This is a genomic window from Sphingobium sp. RAC03 (assembly GCF_001713415.1).
GTDB lineage: Bacteria > Pseudomonadota > Alphaproteobacteria > Sphingomonadales > Sphingomonadaceae > Sphingobium.
In genome coordinates, this window is record NZ_CP016456.1 from 2,481,621 (window position 1) to 2,499,849 (window position 18,229).

Here is an 18,229-nt window from a genome sequence, read left to right on the forward strand (position 1 = left end):
GGTGACAGCGATGAACAGCAGCAAGAGGCAGCGCCCGGTCGTGGTCGCCCTGTTGGCGACGACGATGATCGCAGGTCTGTCTGCGCTCCCGGCCATGGCGCAGGACGCTACCGCGCCCGCGCCCGTGGTTGCGCCCGCGTCGCTGCCCGCAGCACAGGGCACGATCAGCAGCATCACCGTCACCGGCACGCAGCGGCTCGAATCCGGCACCGTCCTGTCCTACACCAAGCTGCGCATCGGCCAGCCCTACAGCCAGGAAAGCCTCGATCAGGGCTTGCGCGACCTGTATGAGACGGAATTGTTCGCCGACGTCCAGATCCGCAACGACAATGGTGCCCTGACCGTCGAGGTGAAGGAAAATCCGGTCATCAACCGCATCGTGCTGGAAGGCAATAAGCGGTTGAAGGACGACAAGATCCGGCCGGAAATCAAGCTCGCCCCGCGCCAAATCTATACCCGGTCCAAGGTGCGCGCCGACGTCGCCCGCATCGTCGAACTCTATCGCCGCCAGGGCCGCTTTGCCGCGACGATCGAGCCGAAACTGGTGCAGTTGGACCAGAACCGCGTCGATATCGTCTATGAGATCAGCGAAGGCCCCAAGTCCAAGGTCCGCCAGATCAACATCATCGGCAATGAGAAGTTCAAGGACGGCGCGCTGCGCAGCCAGATGGTGACCAAGCAGTCGCGCTGGTTCCGCCTCTTCTCGTCGGGCACCAGCTATGATCCCGATCGTCTTGCCTATGACCAGCAGAAGCTGCGCCAATATTATCTGACCGAAGGCTATGCCGACTTCCGCGTGATTTCGGCGGTCGCCGAACTGACGCCGGACAAGCAGGACTTCATCATCACCTATGTGGTGGAAGAGGGCGAGCGCTACAAATTCGGCGATGTGAAGGTCGAATCGGACATTCGCGACCTGTCGGGCGATGGCCTGACCAAGCGTCTGCCGATGAAGAAGGGCGATTGGTATAACGCCAAGCAGGTCGAGGATACGGTCGATACGCTGAGCGAGACCGCCGGCCTGTTCGGCTATGCCTTTGCCGAAGTGTCGCCGGACTTCAATCGCGACAAGGACACGCTGACGATGGGGATTAATTTCCGCATCGCCAACGCCCCGCGCGTCTATGTCGAGCGCGTCGACATCAACGGCAATACGCTGACGCAGGACAAGGTCGTCCGTCGCGAATTCCGTCTGGCGGAAGGGGATGCGTTCAACAGCTTCCTGGTCAAGCGGTCGAAGGACCGGATCAATTCGCTCGGCTATTTCCAAGAAAAGCTCGATGTCGAGCAGAAGCCGGGTTCCGCGCCCGACCGCATCGTCCTCGAAACCAACGTGCAGGAAAAATCGACCGGCGAATTGTCGCTGTCGGCGGGCTTCTCGTCGCTGGAACGCTTCATCGTGTCGGCGTCGATCACCCAGCGCAATTTCCGCGGCAAGGGCCAGGAACTGCGCACCTCGGTCAACTATTCGGCCTATTCCAAGTCGATCGAACTGGGTTTCACCGAACCCTATTTCATGGACAAGAATATCGCGCTGGGCGGCGACATCTATCGCCGCGATCTCAACAGCTTCCGCTATCTGACCAGCAACACGCGCGACACGACCTATGAGAATACGTCGACGGGTATCCAGTTGCGTGCGGGTGTGCCGATCACTGAATATATGTCGCTGGCGCTGCGCTATCAGCTCAATTTCGATGATACGACGCTGGACGAAGATACTTATTATTCGGACACGGACGGCGACGGCACGCGGGAGTGCGACCCCCTCATCGCGGGTCGTTATCTGTGCGATGCGATCGGCAAGCGCACCACCTCGTCGCTCGGCTACTCGCTGATCTACGACACGCGCGACAACCGCATCCGCCCGACGCGCGGCCATAACGTTGTGCTGAGCCAGGATTTTGCCGGGCTTGGCGGTAACGTCAAATATATCAAGACCCGGATCAACGGCTCCAAATTCTTCCCGCTGGGCAGTGGCTTCATCTTCTCGGTCTCGGCCGAAGGCGGCTATATCCACAGCTTGGAAGGCGAACGGCGCGATGCGACAGGCGAGCTGGTCGAAAAGGTCCGCCTGGTCGATCGCTTCTTCCTGGGTGAACCGCAGTTCCGCGGCTTCGACATTCGCGGTGTCGGCCCGCGCGTAAAGCGCTTCTATCTGCAACCGCAGACCAATGAAGATGGCACGACCAGCTATGTTCGCGACAATAGCAACAATAACGTGTCCGATGACGCGCTGGGCGGCAAGATCTACTATCTCGCTCGCGCCGAAGTCGAAATTCCGCTTGGCTCCGGCGCACGCGAAATGGGCCTTCGTCCGTCGATCTTCATGGATGTCGGTGCCGTCGCTGGGTTGAAGAACCCGACCCTTGTGAATGGCGATGGCACATTTGCGGGCTATTGCACCGTGGCGCCTGCACCGGGCAATACCGGTTCGACGACACAGGTCCGGGCGCCTTCCATCGGCAACTGCGACGCGGCGCCGACCGGGTTCGTGGCCAGTTATGCTGGTGGTGCCTTCGAAGAAGTCTATCTTGGGGACACGCTCAAGCCGCGCTTGTCGGTGGGCTTTGGCGTCAACTGGAATTCGCCCTTCGGCCCGTTCCGCATCGACATTGCCAGGGCGCTGCTCAAGGAACCTGGCGACGATAACAAGCTCATTACCTTCAACGTAGGGACTCAATTCTGATGAAGACCATGTTCAAAGCCGCGGCGCTCGCTCTTGCGCCCATGACCGCCATCGCCCTGACCGCCATGCCGGCCGTCGCCCAGACCAAGTCGGGCCTCGCCGTCGTCGATCTGGAAGAAGCCGTTGCCAAGAGCACGGCCTACACCACCGCGATCAGCCAGATGCAGACCACCTACAAGCCGCAGATCGACGCGCTCAACACGCGTCGCACCGCGATCGAAGCGGACCTCAAGACCAAGGGCGATGCGCTCCAGGCCGCATTGACGGCAGCGGGCAACAAGCCGACCCCGGCGATCGAAACCCAGTATCAGCAATATCAGCAGACGCAGCAGACCGCGCAGGCCGAACTGCAGCGCATGGGCCAGCCGATCGCCATCGCGCGCGCCTATGTCGAGGAACAGCTCGTCGCCAAGCTGAACGATGCGCTCAAGGCCGCCACTGCCAAGACCAAGTCGGAAATCGTGGTCAAGAAGGCCGCGACCGAGAGCTTCGGCGCAGGCGCTGACATTACCCCGGCCGTCATCACCGAACTTAATGCACTGGTTCCCAGCGTGTCGATCACCCCGCCTGCCGGTTGGCAGCCCGGTGGTCGCCAGGCAGCGCCCGCCGCTGCCCCGGCGCAGGCTCCCAAGTCGCGCTGATAAGAATGACGGGAGAGGTTGAAACGACCGCGCTTGGCCCGATGGATGTCCGTCGGGTCATGGCTGCGCTGCCGCATCGTTATCCGATGCTGCTGATTGACCGCGTGGTGTCGCTGGTGCTGGGCCAGTCGATCCACGCGATCAAGGCAGTTTCGGTGAACGAACCCTTTTTCCAGGGGCATTTCCCGACCCGGCCGATCATGCCCGGCGTCCTGATCGTCGAAGCGATGGCGCAGGCGGCTGGTGTGTTGGCGGTGGAATCGATGCAACTCGCCGACACCGGCAAGCTCGTCTATTTCATGAGCATCGACGGCGCGAAGTTCCGCTCGCCGGTGGAGCCGGGCTGCCTGCTCGACCTGCATGTCGAAGTGACCCAGAATCGCGGCGCGATCTGCAAGTTCAGCGGCAAGGCGATGATCGGCGACAAGTTGGCCGCCGAAGCGCAGTTCGTCGCGATGATCGCCGATCCGCCCAAGGATTGACACTGTCTTCAATCCTCCCCTGTAAGGGGAGGGGGACCGGCGAAGCCGGTGGAGGGGTGTCACCCTCTCGATAACGCGACACCCCTCCGTCAGGGCTACGCCCTGCCACCTCCCCTGCAAGGGGAGGATAAGGTTATCCCTTGCCAAGGTGCGCCGAACCCGCTAACGGCGCGCCTTCGCTATTTACAGCATCCACAGCCGGTCGGAACCGGCACATACGGAGCGTTACGCCATGAAGGCCAATACCCACCCCGACTACCACATGATCACCGTGCAGATGACCGACGGCACGACCTTTCAGACTCGCTCGACCTGGGGCAAGGAAGGCGACACGCTGGCGCTCGACATCGACCCCAAGTCGCACCCGGCCTGGACCGGCGGCAACCGTCAGATGGACACTGGTGGCCAGGTGGCACGCTTCAACAAGCGTTTCGGTGGTCTGACGCTGAAGAAGTAATCGGCCTTCCATGGTTGAATGAAAAGGGCGCCCACTGGGCGCCCTTTTTGGTTTGGTAAAAGAGTTCCGTTCGTTTCGAGCGAAGTCGAGAAACGCCCGCACAGCGCTTGCCGCTTCTCGACTCCGCTCGAAGCGAACGGGGATGATATATGTAGTCGCGGGCGCGAGGGCGTTACCCCGCCCGATCTGCATCCAGAAACGCGGCCACATCGTCCAGCGCGACATCCTTCGACAGAAATGTCTGGCCGATGCCGCGCGCCAGCAGGAAGGGCAGGGTGCCCGCCGCCATCTTCTTGTCGTGCAACATATGGCCCACCAATGCTGCGCCATCGGCAGTGACATGCGCAGAGGCCAGGTCATGGGGCAGGCCGACCGACCGCAGATGCGCGGTCACCCGGTCGGCATCCGCCTGCGGGCACAGGCCAAGCCGCGCCGAGTAGCGGAACGCCAGCGCCATCCCCGCCGCAACGCCTTCGCCATGGAGCAATGTGTCGGAAAAGCCGGTATCGGCCTCCAACGCATGGCCAAATGTGTGGCCAAGGTTGAGCAGCGCGCGGCGACCCGATGTCTCGCGCTCGTCATCGGCGACGATCGCCGCCTTGGCGCGGACGCTGCGTTCGATCGCATAGGTCCGCGCGTCGGGGTCGCCCGCCAGCAGGTCGCCGGCATGCGCCTCGCACCAGGCGAAGAAGGCAGGATCGTCGATCAGGCCATATTTGACGACTTCGGCATAGCCCGCACGGGTTTCGCGTGGCGGCAGGCTATCGAGCGTCGATGGATCGATCAGCACCAACGCGGGTTGGTAGAAACTGCCGACCAGATTCTTGCCCGCCTGCGTATTGATCGCGGTCTTGCCGCCGACCGATGAATCCACCTGCGCCAGCAAGGTGGTCGGCACCTGGATGAAGTGGCAGCCACGCTTGAGGATCGAGGCGGCAAAGCCGACCAGATCGCCGATCACACCGCCGCCCAGCGCCACGACATGGTCGCCCCGCTCGATCTCCAGCGCCAGCAGCGCATCGAGCAATTGCTCCAGATGCCGCCAGCTTTTGGTCTGTTCGCCCGGCGGCAGGATGATCGGCTCGGCCATGATGCCGACAGCGCGCAGGCTGGCGTCCAGCCGGGGCAATTGCGCCGCCGCGACATGCGCGTCGGTGACAACCACCAGCCGCCCGTTGCGGGCATAGGGGCTGAGGAACGCGCCCGCACGATCGAGCGCGTCCTGTTCGATCGGGATGTCGTAGCTGCGCGCGCCCAGCGCGACCTGCACTATTGCCATGCCGTCAATTGCTCCATGATGCGTTCGACCGTCACTTCATGCGGTGCGGCGACGCTTTTGACGTGGATGGGGGCGAGCGCATAGATGGGATTGCGCACCGCCGTCAGTTCGGTCAGCACCGTGCGCGGATCGCGATCCTTGAGCAACGGCCGCCCCTCGCGCCGCGAAACCCGGTCCACCAGCACATCGATATCCGCATCCAGCCAGATCGCCGTCGCCTGCTCCAGGATCAGCGCACGGGTGTCCTCCTGCATGAAGGCGCCCCCGCCGGTCGCGATCACCTTGGGCGCGCCATCCATCAGCCGGGCGATCACCCGCCGCTCGCCATCGCGAAAATAGGCTTCGTCATAGCGGGCGAAAATCTCGCTCACGCTCATGCCCGCCGCCTTTTCGATTTCCTCATCGGCATCGACGAACGCCAGCCCCAGCCGGGCCGCCAGCCGCCGCCCCACCGTCGATTTGCCCACGCCCATCATCCCCACCAGGACGATGGGACCGCGCCGGTCGACGGATGGGGGGAATTTGCTGTTTCGCTGCATGCCGAGCGGGGCTATACAGCCCCCCGTCACAGAGGCAAATCGCATCTTTTGCTCGTCGCCCGGCTCAGCCGCAGAAGGACACATGAAGAAAAATCGCAATTTCAGCAGTTTCGAAGGCAGCAGCCGCCGCCGTGGCACCAACTTGCCGATCCTGCCCATCGCCCTTGTCCTGCTGGTCATTCTTCTGCTCGCCTTCTTCTGGTCGCGCGGCGGCGAAAAGCCGCAGGTGCAGGTCGAAAAGGCCATCCCGGCCGAGAAGCTGGGCCAGTAAGGCATATGCGGGTCAAGGGGGGCACGTCTAAAGGGAGCAGAGCGAAATGGGCGCTGGGCAGCTTTGCCCTGGCCCTCGCTTTGCCTGTGGTCGCGCAACAGGCACCCGAATCGCTCTTGCCGCCGGGCTTTGGCGACGCGCCCGAAGCGCCGACGCCTGCACCAACGCCCGCGCGCCCGGCACCGGGCACGCCCGCAGCGTCCGCCTTGCCGACCCTCAACCCGGCAACGCCGCCCGATCTGTCGTTGCTGGCCGAAGCGGAAAACGCAGCGGCCGAAGAAGAACTGACGCCCGAAGAACTGGCGGCGGAAAAGGCGAAATATGATCTGCCGGATAGCGCGCGCCGTTCGCTCGCCCGTATCGGCGCACTGACGCCGCAGACGCGCGGGCTGGAGCCGGATGCGTTCGGCAACCAGTCGGGCAAATATCTCGCCGTGCTGATGAAGGAGACGCATGCGCCGATCCTGTCGCGCTGGGCGTCGATCCTGCTGCGGCGCACGCTTTTGTCGGCGACGGATACGCCGGCCGACATCGACGGCGCGGACTGGGCGGCCGAGCGCGCCTGGCTGTTGTTGCGCATGGGGGAGGCGGATAGCGCCCGGACCATGGTGCAAAGCGTCGATCCCGATCGCTACACCCCGCGCCTCTACGCCGTTGCCATGCAGGCCTATCTTGGCAGCGCCGATCCGGCCGGGCTTTGCCCCCTGTCGGAAGGCGCGCTGCGGGTGAGCAAGGAACCCGGCTGGGACATGACCCGCGCTATCTGCGCTGCCCTGTCGGGGGATCAGGGCACCGCCAGCGGCGCGCTCAACCAGGCGCAGCGGCGCGGCGTGGTGCGCGGCATCGATTATCGGCTGGCGGAGAAAGTCGTCGGCACCGGCTTCAACGCGCGTCGGTCGGTGAAGATCGAATGGGACACGGTCAGTCAGTTGACCGCCTGGCGCTTTGGCCTCGCGACGGCGCTCAATGTCGAAATCCCCGATGCGCTCTTTGGCACGGTGGGTCCGCACGTCCGCGCCTGGGAAGCGCGCGCGCCTGCCCTGAGCGCCGTGCGGCGGCGACCCGGCGTCGAAGTCGCGGCGCGCCTCGGCGTGTTTTCCAGCGCGGCGCTGGTCGGCTTCTATGGCCAGATGAGCACCGAAGGCGACGCGCCTGCCGACATGGCGGACCGGATCGACGCGCTGCGCACCGCCCATGCCGGGGCGACGGTGGGCAATCGTATCGGCGCGATGCAGCGCTTGTGGCGTGACAATGGCAATCCCGACTATGTCGGCCTGATCACGACCGCGCGGGCGGCAGCGGCGCTACCAGTGGCGCAGGCCGATGCGCGCGACGCGGCCAATCTGGTCGCATCGATGCTGACGGCAGGCTATGACCGCAATGCCGCGCGCTGGGCGCGGGCGCTGGGCCAAATTGACGGCGATGGCGCGGCCCAATTTTGGGGCCTGCTCGCGGTTGGCGCACCCAGCCCCGTAGTCGATATCAGTGACAGCCGCATATCGACCTATATCGGTGAGGTGGGACAAGAAAAGGGCCGGATGCTGATCGCGGCGCTGGCAGGCCTTGCGCGACTGTCGGCGGACGATGCCGCGTCGCTGGCACAGGACAATGGCGTGATGCTCGCCGCCAACAGCCGCTGGGCGCGTGCGATCGGCGCAGCGGCGCAGCGTGGTGAGAAGGCGACCGTCGCCCTGCTCGCGGCCGTCGGCATGCAGGGCCGCGACTGGCGCCGCCTGCCACCGGCGCATCTCTATCATGTCGTCGCCGCGCTTCATCGTGTCGGGCTGGACCCCGAAGCGCGGATGATCGCGGCGGAGGCGATCAGCCGGACCTGACGATGGCGGATGATGACGCCCTGATCGACCGCTTTCTGGAAATGATGGCGGCGGAACGTGGTGCGTCGCGCAACACGCTGCTGGCCTATCGCGCCGACCTGAACGGCGCCGCTGCCATCGTCGGCGGCTTGGTGGCGGCCAGCAAGGAGCGGCTGGGCGATCTCGCCGGGGCATGGGCGGCACTCGCCGCCTCGTCGGTCGCGCGCAAATCCTCTGCCCTGCGCGCCTTCTACGCCTTTCTCGAAGAGGAAGGGCTGCGCCTCGATAATCCCGCTACCGCGCTTCCTCGTCCAGTGACGCGGCGATCCCTGCCCAAGATATTGTCCACTGCCGAAGTCGATTCGCTCTTTGCGCTGATCGACGAGCGGCTGGCGGTGGCGCATCCTGCGCCGCACGACCGGCGGCTGTCCGCCTTGATCGAACTGCTCTACGGGTCGGGCCTGCGCGCGACCGAACTGGTGTCGCTGCCGCGCCGCGCGCTGGCATCGGATCGGCCCTTCCTGATCCTCAAGGGCAAGGGCGGACGGGAGCGGCTGGTGCCGATCTCCGATCGCGCACGCGCTGCGGTCGCAACCTGGCTGACCCATGTGCCGCTCGACAGTCCGTGGCTCTTCCCGTCGGGGAAATCCTATCTCAGCCGCATCCGCCTCTATCAACTGGTCAAGGCGCTGGCCGCCGCGGCGGGCATCGCGCCGGAACGGGTCAGCCCCCATGTGCTGCGCCACGCCTTCGCCACCCATTTGCTGGAGGGCGGCGCGGATCTGCGCGCGCTCCAATCGATGCTGGGCCATGCCGATATCGGCACCACGCAAATCTACACCCATGTCGATAGCCGCCGGCTGATCGAATTGGTCAACAGCCGCCATCCGCTGGCGACGATGGTGCAACGCTGCGTTGACGACGGCGCGTCGCCGCCCTAACGCCAGCGCCATGGTTAGCTTTCTGGAATTTGAAAAGCCCATCGCCGAACTGGAGGCGCGCATCGTCGAATTGCGCGCCACGGCGAGCGCTGGCGACATTAACATTGACGGCGAAATCGCGACGCTGGAGCAGCGCGCGGCCAAGATGCTGGGCGACACCTATGCCAAGCTGACGCCGTGGCAGAAGACGCAGGTCGCCCGCCACGCCGAACGGCCGCATTTCAAGGATTATGTCGCCGGGCTGTTCGACAATTTCATGCCGCTGGCGGGGGACCGCGCTTTCTCTGACGATCAGGCGATCGTCGGCGGCTTTGCCACGCTTGGCGATCGGCGGCTGATGGTCATCGGCCATGAAAAGGGCGACGATACCGCCAGCCGCGTGCGGCATAATTTCGGCATGGCCAAGCCCGAAGGCTATCGCAAGGCGATCCGCCTGATGGAACTGGCCGACCGTTTTGGTCTGCCCGTCGTTACGCTGGTCGACACATCCGGCGCCTTTCCGGGCGTGCAGGCCGAAGAGCGCGGCCAGGCCGAGGCGATCGCGCGCTCGACCGAAGCCTGCCTCAAACTGGGCGTGCCGATGGTCGCCGCCGTGGTCGGCGAAGGCGGATCGGGCGGCGCGATTGCGCTGGCGGCTGCCAATCGCGTGCTGATGTTCGAACATGCGGTCTATTCGGTGATTTCGCCCGAAGGCTGCGCCTCGATCCTGTGGCGCACAGCGGCCAAGGCCAGCGAAGCGGCGACGGCGATGCAGGTCACGGCCCAGCATCTCAAGGCGCTGGGCGTCATCGACCGGATCGTGCCGGAACCGATGGGCGGCGCGCATCGCGACCCGGTTCAGGCGATCGCCAATCTGGGCACCGCAATCGAAGCGGAACTGGACGCCTTGTCGAACATGGATGCCGGTGCGCTGCGCACTGACCGGGCCGATAAATTTCTGGCCATAGGCGCCTGAACTACCGTCTTTTTTGGAACAGCTGACCCCTGTTTCTCGTTACGTGTGGGTAATGGGAATGGGATGGGATAAAGTGATGAACCGGAAGATGATGTTTGGCTGTTCGGCCGCCGCCCTGGTCGTGGCCGCCAGCGCGCCTGCCGTGATCGGGCAGCAGCGAGCGATCCGCACGGTGAGTTCGATCAGCGCGCAGGACAAGAGCAGCGGGGCCAAGCAGCACCCGGAATTGCTCAAGGAATTTGGCGGCGGCTATAGCGGTGCCCAGGCGAAATATGTCGAAAGCGTCGGACGGCGCATCGCGGTCCAGTCCGGCCTGTCCAACGCCCAAAGCGACTTCACCGTTACCCTGCTCAATTCGCCGGTAAACAACGCTTTCGCGATTCCGGGCGGCTATGTCTATGTCACGCGCCAGCTGATGGCGCTGATGAATGACGAGGCGGAACTGGCCGGCGTGCTGGGGCATGAGGTCGGCCATGTCGCCGCCCAACATGGCCAGCGGCGGCAAAAGACCGCGCAGCGCAACGCGATCGGCGGCGCGCTGCTCGGCGCTTTGGCGGGCGCCTTCCTGGGTGATTCGGGCTTCGGCAACCTCATTCAGAAGGGCATCGGCACCGGCAGCCAGTTGTTGACGCTCAAATTCTCGCGCAGCCAGGAATATGAGGCGGATGATCTGGGCATCCGCTATCTGGCATCGGGCGGCTATGATCCCCGCGCTTTGTCCGACATGCTGGCCTCATTGGCGGCACAGAGCAATCTGGACGCGCGTCTGGCGGGCAGCGCCCGGTCGACCCCGGAATGGGCCAGCACCCATCCTGATCCCGCTTCGCGCGTCAACCGCGCGGCCCGCGGCGCGGGCGGCAGTGGCTCAAAGGCCACGGTGCGCAATCGCGACGTCTTTCTCGCCGCGCTCGATGGCATCCTGTACGGCGATGATCCCAAGCAGGGCATCATCGAAGGCAATCGGTTCCGTCACCCCGACCTGCGCCTCAGCTTTGCTGCGCCCTCCGGATTCGGCATGGAAAATGGGTCTGACGCTGTGTCGATCATGGGCTCCGGCGGGCAGGCGCAATTCAGCGCGGCCCCTTATTCGGGCAATCTGGCCAGCTATATAGATGGTGTCTTTGCGCAGATGGGCGGCGGGCAGGGGAATGTCCCCACCGGCACCGTCAGTCGCACCACCGTCAACGGCCTACCCGCGGCATGGCGGACCGTGCGCGCCACCAGCCAGTCACGCCAAGTTGATGCCACGGTATTCGCCTATGATTTCGGGGGCGGGAAAGCCTATCATTTCCTGCTGCTGACGCCCGCGGGCCAGGGGATCGCGCCATTCACCGCGATGGTCCAGTCGATGCAGCGGCTATCCGCGCAGGATGCAGCGACCATCAAACCGCGCCGCATCGATGTCGTGACTGTAAAATCCGGCGACACCGTCCAGTCGCTGAGCCAGCGGATGGCCTATCCCGACTATAAGCTGGAACGGTTTTTGACGATCAACGCGCTGAACGCCAACGCATCCTTGCGCGCCGGGCAAAAGGTGAAGATCGTTATCTGAATGAAATAAAAACAAGGGGGAGAATTGCTTCTCCCCCTTGTTCAAATAGTAATAGCATCAAGCCAGATAAATCTTAGGTACCGCTTTTCGTGTTGCCATTGGCGATAGCAGTTGACGTCTTGGTGAAGGTCGTCTTCAGATTGTCGCCGAGGCTCGTCATGGCAGTGATAGCCGCGACGGCGATCAAGGCGGCGATCAAGCCATATTCGATCGCGGTCGCGCCTTCTTCGTTCTTCAACATCTTGCGAATGAACTGCATTGTAAATCTCCTGATGGGAAACGATGTATAACTACCCGGCCGCCCCGCCTTGGAAGTTCGTGGTCAGCGAAAATTTTTCTAGCGAATATCAGTTGATGAATCTTTAATGCCGAGAAAAATTGTAAATTGATTATGGTTAAATCGCATTAACTTCCTCAGCCATGTTGTTCCACATGCTTGTAGTGTTGTTCGCCATGCTCTCGACCGCGACCATGATCAATAGCGTGATCATCGCAAGAATGAAGGCATATTCTATCGTAGTTGCAGCTCGTTCACACCGTAGCGATTGCAAGCGGTCGATGATTTTACTCAGCCCACGCATACGGCCCCCACTTCGCTACAGACAGTCCCGCTTAGGCCTGTAAAGCATGCGTAGTTAACAAAGCCCTTGTCTGGATGAAGATGACGAAAATTTTGCCATTGCTCGTGGTCGCGGTCGCCCTGATCGACGCGGATGGCCGCGTTCTGCTACAACAACGCCCGCCGGGAAAGGCGATGGCCGATCTGTGGGAATTTCCGGGGGGGAAGGTCGAGCCGGGCGAAACACCCGAAGCCGCGTTGATCCGCGAGCTGGAAGAAGAACTGGGCATCCGCACCCACGCCAGCTGCCTCGCCCCTGCCACCTTCGCCAGCGAGCCGCTCGATGACCGGCATCTGCTGCTATTGCTTTACGTCTGTCGCAAGTGGGAGGGGGTGCCGCATCCCCATCATGCGACGGCGCTCAAATGGGTGCGCCCCGCGCAAATGTATGCGCTTCCCATGCCGCCTGCAGACCTGCCGCTGATCGGGATATTGGAAGCCTTGCTGTAAAGCGAAGGGCACCGGTGTCCCGGTGCCCGTGAAGATCAGTCTTCCTTCGCCTTGCTCTGCAACTGGATATAATTCTGGATGCCCATGCGTTCGATCATCTCGAACTGGGTTTCCAGCGTATCGACATGTTCTTCCTCGCTTTCGAGGATATATTGGAACAGGTCGCGGCTGACATAGTCGCGGATCGTCTCGCAATAGGCGATGGCATCGCGCAGCACCGGCAGCGCCTCATATTCCAGCTCCAGATCCGACTTGAGAATTTCCTCCACCGTCTCGCCGATCTTGAGGCGGCCGAGCAGCTGAAAATTGGGCAGGCCGTCGAGGAAGAGGATGCGCTCCGCCACCTTGTCGGCATGCTTCATCTCGTCGATCGATTCGGAATATTCGAACTTGGCGAGCTTTTCGATGCCCCAATGGTTGAGCATGCGATAGTGCAGGAAATATTGATTGATCGCGGTCAACTCGTTGCGGAGCACCTCGTTCAGATAATCGATGACTTTCGGGTCGCCTTTCATGGCGTTTACTCCGGCTGTTAGGAAAGCCGGATCTATAGACCCTGTGCAGGATACTGTTAAGTCAAAAAACCCAGGAAAATCAAGGTTTTTTGGGACGCTATTGCGTCAAGGTCGCGATTGTTGCGTGCGGATGATTTGCAATGCTATCAGGCCGAAGCTCGCTCCGCCGCGATGATGGTGCGGGCAAAGGGAACGCACTGGCCGCATTTGGGACGACGGCCGAAACGCGCATAAGCGCTGCACGGCGTATCCGCGCCATCGCGCACGGCTTCCTTCAGATCCTTCTCACGAATGGCATTACAGATGCACACGACCATCGAAGCACTCTCCTGTTGGAGCAGAGATAGCGCGGATGATAATGGGTCGCAATAGTAAAATGCACGCTTTTGCGACGCGGTCTCATATTTACATGATTTTGCGTTCAACGAATCCATAACGTTGAGCACGGGGTGACGTAAGTATTCTTTGAAAGCATCGTCACTAAGCATAAGGTCTATGATCGCAACGTTAGTCAGAATATTTAAATAGCTTACATTTCCAGAAAATGTAAAGTTTTTCAAAATATCTTACGTATGCGCGCCAGATTTTTCTAGCAGTATCGATTTTGGATAGGTTAATGTCCCATAATTGGTTATAGAAACAGATAATAATTTTAAAGGAAGACAGCGATGACGACCTTTACGGGCCAACCTAATTCCGATGACTTCTTTTTGGGTAGCGCTACAGACGATATTTTCCAATATGCGGTAGCTAATCTAAATGCGGCCGACGTGTTTCGAGGAAGGCAGGGTACAGATACGCTGCTTTTTACAACTGCTGGTGCGCTTGCAGCAAGTGCGTTGGCAGGCATGACAGGAATTGAACGCATCACCTTGGCGAGCGGCGGCAATAGCATCACGCTCCTCGATACCAATTACGAAGCTGTGTCCGATGGGATACTGATAACAGGCAGCGCCGCGGCTGACGTGGTCGATGCGTCGGGGTTGAGCGGCGCAAATGCTGTAGGGATCGTTAGCGGCGGCGGCATCGATACCCTGCTTGGTGGAGCCGGGAACGATCGATTCTCGTTTTACGGTGCAGATCTTAGCGCAGATACAGTGCGAGGTAATGGTGGTAGCGATACGATTGCGATTCGGTCGGCAGGTCTTTTTAGCTATTTCGACCTCAACGATGTGCAGGGTATCGAGCGGTTCGAGCTTGCTACAGGTCGCAACCTCATCCAACTCTCCAATATTAATTATGTCGACGTCGCAAACTCAACCATCACCATCGTCGGCAATGCGAGCGGAGATGAGGTGGATGCTACGGCACTGACAAGCGCGAACAAAGTCGTGATGTTTGGCGGTGGCGGTGCCAATGTGTTTCACGGCGGCGCAGGAGATGATTCTGTTTCTGTCACCGTTTCGGAACTTCTGGACGATGTGATTCACGGTAATGGCGGCAACGATGTCCTCAGGCTGACGTCTTCGGGCATACTTTCGGCGGCGGACCTGCGCGATGTGCAAGGAATGGAGCGCATAATCCTGGCTTCCGGCGCCAATGACATTGGCGTTGGTGACATGACTCTTGTCGGGGTAGCCAACAACAGTCTCCAAATTATTGGATCGGCTGGCGATGATCGAATCGATGCAACTGCTCTTTCAGCCCCTTATTCAGTCATATTGAGCGGTGGCGGAGGAAATAATTACCTCGCAGGTGGTAACGGCAACGATCTGTTCCGAGGGGCAGGCTCCGAGTTGACAGAGCAAGATATCATATTGGGGAATGGCGGTATTGACATTCTGGAAGTGACGACTGGCTCAATACCCTCTCTCGTCGGTATGCAGGGCGTCGAACAAATTATACTCGATAGAAGCGGCATCGTAATAATCACAGATGTTAACTTCGTTAATATTGAGAGCATCAGGATTAAAGTAATCGGTGGTACTGGCGACAATGTCGTAGACGCCAGCGACTTGGGTGCGTCGAATGCTGTTGAGTTACTGGGCGGCGCGGGCATTGATACACTGCGGGGTGGCTCCGGCGATGATTTGTTCCGATCGGCTGCATCGCATTTGTTCGGTGATCGGTTGTTCGGCAACGGCGGCCACGACATTCTGGCGATTGAAACGCCTGTCACACAATCGGGCAACATTCTCTCCGGCGTGCGCGGGATCGAGCAAATCAATCTGGCGGACGGATGGAACAGGGTCGTTCTGCACGACGCCAATTTCAATGGGGTTGAGGGTGCGCATATTGTCAGATCAGGCGGGACTGGGCGCGACATCATGAGCGCTCTGCCGGTGACTGGCGCGCGAACTGTTTTGTTTGAAGGTAATGGTGGTGATGACGTGCTGAAGGGCGGTGCGGCAGCGGATCGGCTGGTCGGCGGCCTGGGTGCGGACGAATTAACTGGCGGGGGCGGCGCTGATCATTTCATCTGGGATGCGCCAGTCGAGGGCGGCGACGTCTTGATCGATTTTCAGCCAGGGATCGACAATCTGGAGTTTGACGGGGCGGCCTTTGGCCTTACCGACGCCAGCTTCGATGTTCGCAGCCAGGGTGGTAGCGGTGCCAACCTCGCGACGACCGACCTGTTCATCTATACCGGCGTGCTGACCGATGGGGCGGCGGTACAGGCGATGCTTGATGCTAATGGCACGGGCCGAACGGATGAGGCACTGTTTGTCATCGCGCTCGACGCGCAAAACAACGCGATCGTCTATCATACAGCCTTTGCCGACGGCAGCGGTGCAGTGAATGAGATGGCATCACTGGGTTCGAACATAGCACCCGTCACGATCGGACTGGCTGATTTCGTCATTGGCTGACGACCCTCATCGCTGCCCGATCCGCGCTAGCCCGCGCCACACCCGCTCCATCGGTCCCTGACCAAAGCGCGCCGCCCACCAGGGCGACCAGAGCAGCATCACCGCCCAGGACGCGAGGACGAACAACGGCAGTAGCGCCGGGGACACATGCGCGAACAGGCCCAGTCCCCAGCCATAGAAGATGGTGGTCATGACCAGGCTGGTGCCGAGATAATTGCTGAGCGTCATCCGCCCGGTCGCGGCGAGCCGCGCGACCAGGCTATGCTCGCCATAGCGCGCTAGGAGCCACAGGATCAGCGCCGCCCAACCCACGGTCAACGGAATGCGGAAAGGCAGCGACCAGGTCAGTGCCACGCCATAGGCGGGCAACGGGGCAAAACCGCTCCACCACACCCACAGCGCCAGTGCGGCCATGGGCGGCACGCCGATCAGGAAGCAATGGCGCGCGGTGCGGCGATATTGTTCGCTGTCCCACTGGCCGGTCAGGAAGCCGCCCTTGAGCATCGCCATGCCAAGCAACATGAAGCCGAGCGTTTCAAAGGCCGTAAACAGGAAACCCCACAGCCACTCGCCCGGAATCCCCGCAATCTTGTGCGCCAATATCGTGCCATAGCCGCTGCGGTAGGTGGCGATTTCGCTCTGGATGGCGGGGCTGGCCGGGTCCGATAACGTCCCCATGAAATCGACAAAAGCGGCGCGGGTGGCCGCGCTGGCGTCCGGCAGGCCAGCGGCGTGGCTCCACAGATAGAGACTGCCAATGAACGCCGCGACCAGCAGGAATTGCAGCAGGAAGAACAGGAAGGCACGCTTGATCAGCGCAAGCGGTTCGAGATGCACGAACAGCAGCGCGAACAGACTGACCACCGCATAGACCCGCAATATGTCGCCCCACCAGAGCAGCAGGAAATGTGCGGCGCCGATGACGAACAACCAACCCGCCCGGACCATCTGCGCGCGGCGACCGTCGCGGCCCGCCATTTCCTCCCGGTCGATCAGCAACAACATCGACGCGCCGAACAGCAGCGCGAACAGGCCGCGCATCTTGCCGTCGATGAATATCAGGCTGACAGCCCAGAAACCAATATCGCCGCCCGACAGCGGCCCGACAGCGGCCGGGTTGAAATAGGCGGTCTGGGGCAGGGCGAAGGCGGTGATGTTCATCCACACTATGCCCATCACCGCGCAACCGCGCAGCACGTCCATGGCGGGGATGCGGGGGGCAGGGGTCATGGGCGGCGATTTCCTCTTGGGATGACTGGTCAAGCGGGGCTGGCTCTGCCATTCGCCTAGCCATGATTGATGGCTCCAGGCAATGGCGCAAGCAACGGATAAGCGATGCGTTCGGCGCAGCGGCGGCCCGCTATGAGGATCATGCCGGGCCGCAGCGGCTGGCGGCGGGGCTGGTCGCGGACCTGGCGCAGCGGCAAAAGCCCCATGGGGTTGAGCGGATATTGGAGATTGGCTGCGGCACCGGCTTTCTGACCCGTGACGTGCAGGCGCGCTGGCCCGGCGCGGAACTGGTGGTGACCGACCTGTCGCCCGGCATGTTGGCCAAGGCGGCGTCCGGCGGACTGGTGGCGGGCCGGTTCCTGACGATGGATGGCGAAGCGCCGATCTTCGAGGGGCCGTGGTTCGACCTCATCCTGTCCAGCCTCACTTTCCAATGGTTTGACGATCTGCCGGGCGCGATTGCGCGGCTGGCGGGCCTGTTGCGGCCGGGGGGCAGCCTGATCTTCTCGACCATGGGGCAGGGCAGTTTCGCGCAATGGCGCGCGGCCCATGCCGCCTGCGGTGTCACAAGCGGGGTGCCTGATTATCCGACCCTGGCGGCGCTGCGGGCAATGCTGGCCGGCTATGACGATGCCTTCGCGTTCGATGAGACGGTCGCGCTGGACGGCGTAGGCGCGCGAGCGTTGCTGGCGCATCTCAAGGGCATCGGCGCGGTCGTGCCGGGCGAAGGGCGGCAACCGCTGGACGTCGGCACATTGCGGCGCGTGATGGCGGCTTATGACGCTGGCGGCGGGTGCGACAGCTATGCGTTGCTGCTGGGCCGAATAACCCGGACGAAGTTTTAGCGACAACCTTTAGAAGTCCGCTTCCGGCGGAAGCCGCTCTGCTCGCCATTCACCAGCTTTGAACGTCAATCATCTCCATCCGTGCGCGCACCTCTGGTTCCGCCAGCGAAGAGTCATAACCGCCGTAACGGGCAAGATTT

The 18,229-nt window shown here is 61.9% G+C and carries 18 protein-coding genes; 12 read left to right on the forward strand and 6 right to left on the reverse strand.

From position 1 onward, the window contains the following. The first annotated feature begins 10 nt into the window (after window positions 1–10). The 4 genes from bamA (at window position 11) to rpmE (ending at window position 4,269) form a co-directional block, all read left to right on the forward strand. On the forward strand, window positions 11–2,689 hold the full coding sequence (gene bamA, locus BSY17_RS16615) for an outer membrane protein assembly factor BamA (RefSeq protein WP_171899259.1): 2,679 nt from the start codon (window positions 11–13) through the stop codon (window positions 2,687–2,689). After that, on the forward strand, window positions 2,689–3,330 hold the full coding sequence (locus tag BSY17_RS16620; RefSeq protein ID WP_069066295.1) for an OmpH family outer membrane protein: 642 nt from the start codon (window positions 2,689–2,691) through the stop codon (window positions 3,328–3,330). Before bamA ends, BSY17_RS16620 begins: the two co-directional genes overlap by 1 nt. A 5-nt stretch (window positions 3,331–3,335) precedes the next feature. Then, window positions 3,336–3,812 (forward strand): 3-hydroxyacyl-ACP dehydratase FabZ, encoded by a 477-nt coding sequence (fabZ, locus tag BSY17_RS16625; RefSeq protein ID WP_069066296.1) that lies wholly within the window; start codon window positions 3,336–3,338, stop codon window positions 3,810–3,812. Window positions 3,813–4,044: 232 nt separating this feature from the next. Further along, window positions 4,045–4,269: a 50S ribosomal protein L31 gene (gene rpmE / locus BSY17_RS16630; protein ID WP_037476683.1), complete on the forward strand. Its 225-nt coding sequence runs from the start codon at window positions 4,045–4,047 to the stop codon at window positions 4,267–4,269. Window positions 4,270–4,441: 172 nt separating this feature from the next. Here rpmE and aroB read toward each other — a convergent pair whose 3' ends face one another. Both aroB and BSY17_RS16640 read right to left on the reverse strand, forming a co-directional pair. Continuing rightward, window positions 4,442–5,548 carry a 3-dehydroquinate synthase gene (gene aroB / locus BSY17_RS16635; RefSeq protein ID WP_069066297.1) on the reverse strand — a complete coding sequence of 369 codons (1,107 nt, stop codon included), beginning with the start codon at window positions 5,546–5,548 and terminating at the stop codon, window positions 4,442–4,444. Beyond that, window positions 5,539–6,087, reverse strand: coding sequence for a shikimate kinase (locus BSY17_RS16640; RefSeq protein WP_069066298.1), 549 nt, complete (start codon window positions 6,085–6,087; stop codon window positions 5,539–5,541). Before BSY17_RS16640 ends, aroB begins: the two co-directional genes overlap by 10 nt. 82 nt (window positions 6,088–6,169) lie before the next feature. On the opposite strand from BSY17_RS16640, the gene BSY17_RS16645 reads away from it, so the two are divergent. The 5 genes from BSY17_RS16645 to BSY17_RS16665 all read left to right on the forward strand — a co-directional run bounded on the left by BSY17_RS16645 (window position 6,170) and on the right by BSY17_RS16665 (window position 11,620). After that, window positions 6,170–6,358, forward strand: coding sequence for a hypothetical protein (locus BSY17_RS16645; RefSeq protein ID WP_069066299.1), 189 nt, complete (start codon window positions 6,170–6,172; stop codon window positions 6,356–6,358). Between the two features lie 5 nt (window positions 6,359–6,363). Then, complete coding sequence (locus BSY17_RS16650) at window positions 6,364–8,193, forward strand: hypothetical protein (RefSeq protein ID WP_069066300.1); 1,830 nt, start codon at window positions 6,364–6,366, stop codon at window positions 8,191–8,193. 2 nt (window positions 8,194–8,195) lie between these two features. Continuing rightward, window positions 8,196–9,113 (forward strand): tyrosine recombinase, encoded by a 918-nt coding sequence (locus BSY17_RS16655; protein WP_069066301.1) that lies wholly within the window; start codon window positions 8,196–8,198, stop codon window positions 9,111–9,113. 10 nt (window positions 9,114–9,123) lie between these two features. Next, complete coding sequence (locus tag BSY17_RS16660; RefSeq protein ID WP_069066302.1) at window positions 9,124–10,068, forward strand: acetyl-CoA carboxylase carboxyltransferase subunit alpha; 945 nt, start codon at window positions 9,124–9,126, stop codon at window positions 10,066–10,068. A gap of 76 nt (window positions 10,069–10,144) precedes the next feature. Then, window positions 10,145–11,620 carry a M48 family metalloprotease gene (locus BSY17_RS16665; protein ID WP_069066303.1) on the forward strand — a complete coding sequence of 492 codons (1,476 nt, stop codon included), beginning with the start codon at window positions 10,145–10,147 and terminating at the stop codon, window positions 11,618–11,620. Between the two features lie 73 nt (window positions 11,621–11,693). Here BSY17_RS16665 and BSY17_RS16670 read toward each other — a convergent pair whose 3' ends face one another. Continuing rightward, complete coding sequence (locus BSY17_RS16670) at window positions 11,694–11,879, reverse strand: Flp family type IVb pilin (protein WP_037476691.1); 186 nt, start codon at window positions 11,877–11,879, stop codon at window positions 11,694–11,696. Between the two features lie 402 nt (window positions 11,880–12,281). Between BSY17_RS16670 and BSY17_RS16680 the strand changes: the two genes are divergently transcribed. Beyond that, entirely contained in the window at window positions 12,282–12,689 is a 408-nt protein-coding gene (locus BSY17_RS16680; RefSeq protein WP_037478830.1) for a (deoxy)nucleoside triphosphate pyrophosphohydrolase, read from the forward strand. A gap of 35 nt (window positions 12,690–12,724) precedes the next feature. Here the strand turns inward: BSY17_RS16680 and bfr are convergent, their stop codons facing one another. After that, on the reverse strand, window positions 12,725–13,204 hold the full coding sequence (gene bfr, locus BSY17_RS16685) for a bacterioferritin (RefSeq protein ID WP_037476693.1): 480 nt from the start codon (window positions 13,202–13,204) through the stop codon (window positions 12,725–12,727). A gap of 146 nt (window positions 13,205–13,350) precedes the next feature. Next, complete coding sequence (locus BSY17_RS16690) at window positions 13,351–13,521, reverse strand: (2Fe-2S)-binding protein (protein ID WP_037476694.1); 171 nt, start codon at window positions 13,519–13,521, stop codon at window positions 13,351–13,353. Window positions 13,522–13,872: 351 nt separating this feature from the next. On the opposite strand from BSY17_RS16690, the gene BSY17_RS16695 reads away from it, so the two are divergent. After that, window positions 13,873–16,014, forward strand: coding sequence for a calcium-binding protein (locus BSY17_RS16695; RefSeq protein WP_069066305.1), 2,142 nt, complete (start codon window positions 13,873–13,875; stop codon window positions 16,012–16,014). Window positions 16,015–16,020: 6 nt separating this feature from the next. On the opposite strand, the gene BSY17_RS16700 is transcribed toward BSY17_RS16695, so the two are convergent. Continuing rightward, window positions 16,021–17,244: a DUF418 domain-containing protein gene (locus BSY17_RS16700; protein WP_069066306.1), complete on the reverse strand. Its 1,224-nt coding sequence runs from the start codon at window positions 17,242–17,244 to the stop codon at window positions 16,021–16,023. 62 nt (window positions 17,245–17,306) lie between these two features. On the opposite strand from BSY17_RS16700, the gene BSY17_RS16705 reads away from it, so the two are divergent. Continuing rightward, window positions 17,307–18,089, forward strand: a complete 783-nt coding sequence (locus BSY17_RS16705; RefSeq protein WP_069066307.1) for a methyltransferase domain-containing protein — start codon at window positions 17,307–17,309, stop codon at window positions 18,087–18,089. The last annotated feature ends 140 nt before the right edge of the window (window positions 18,090–18,229 follow it).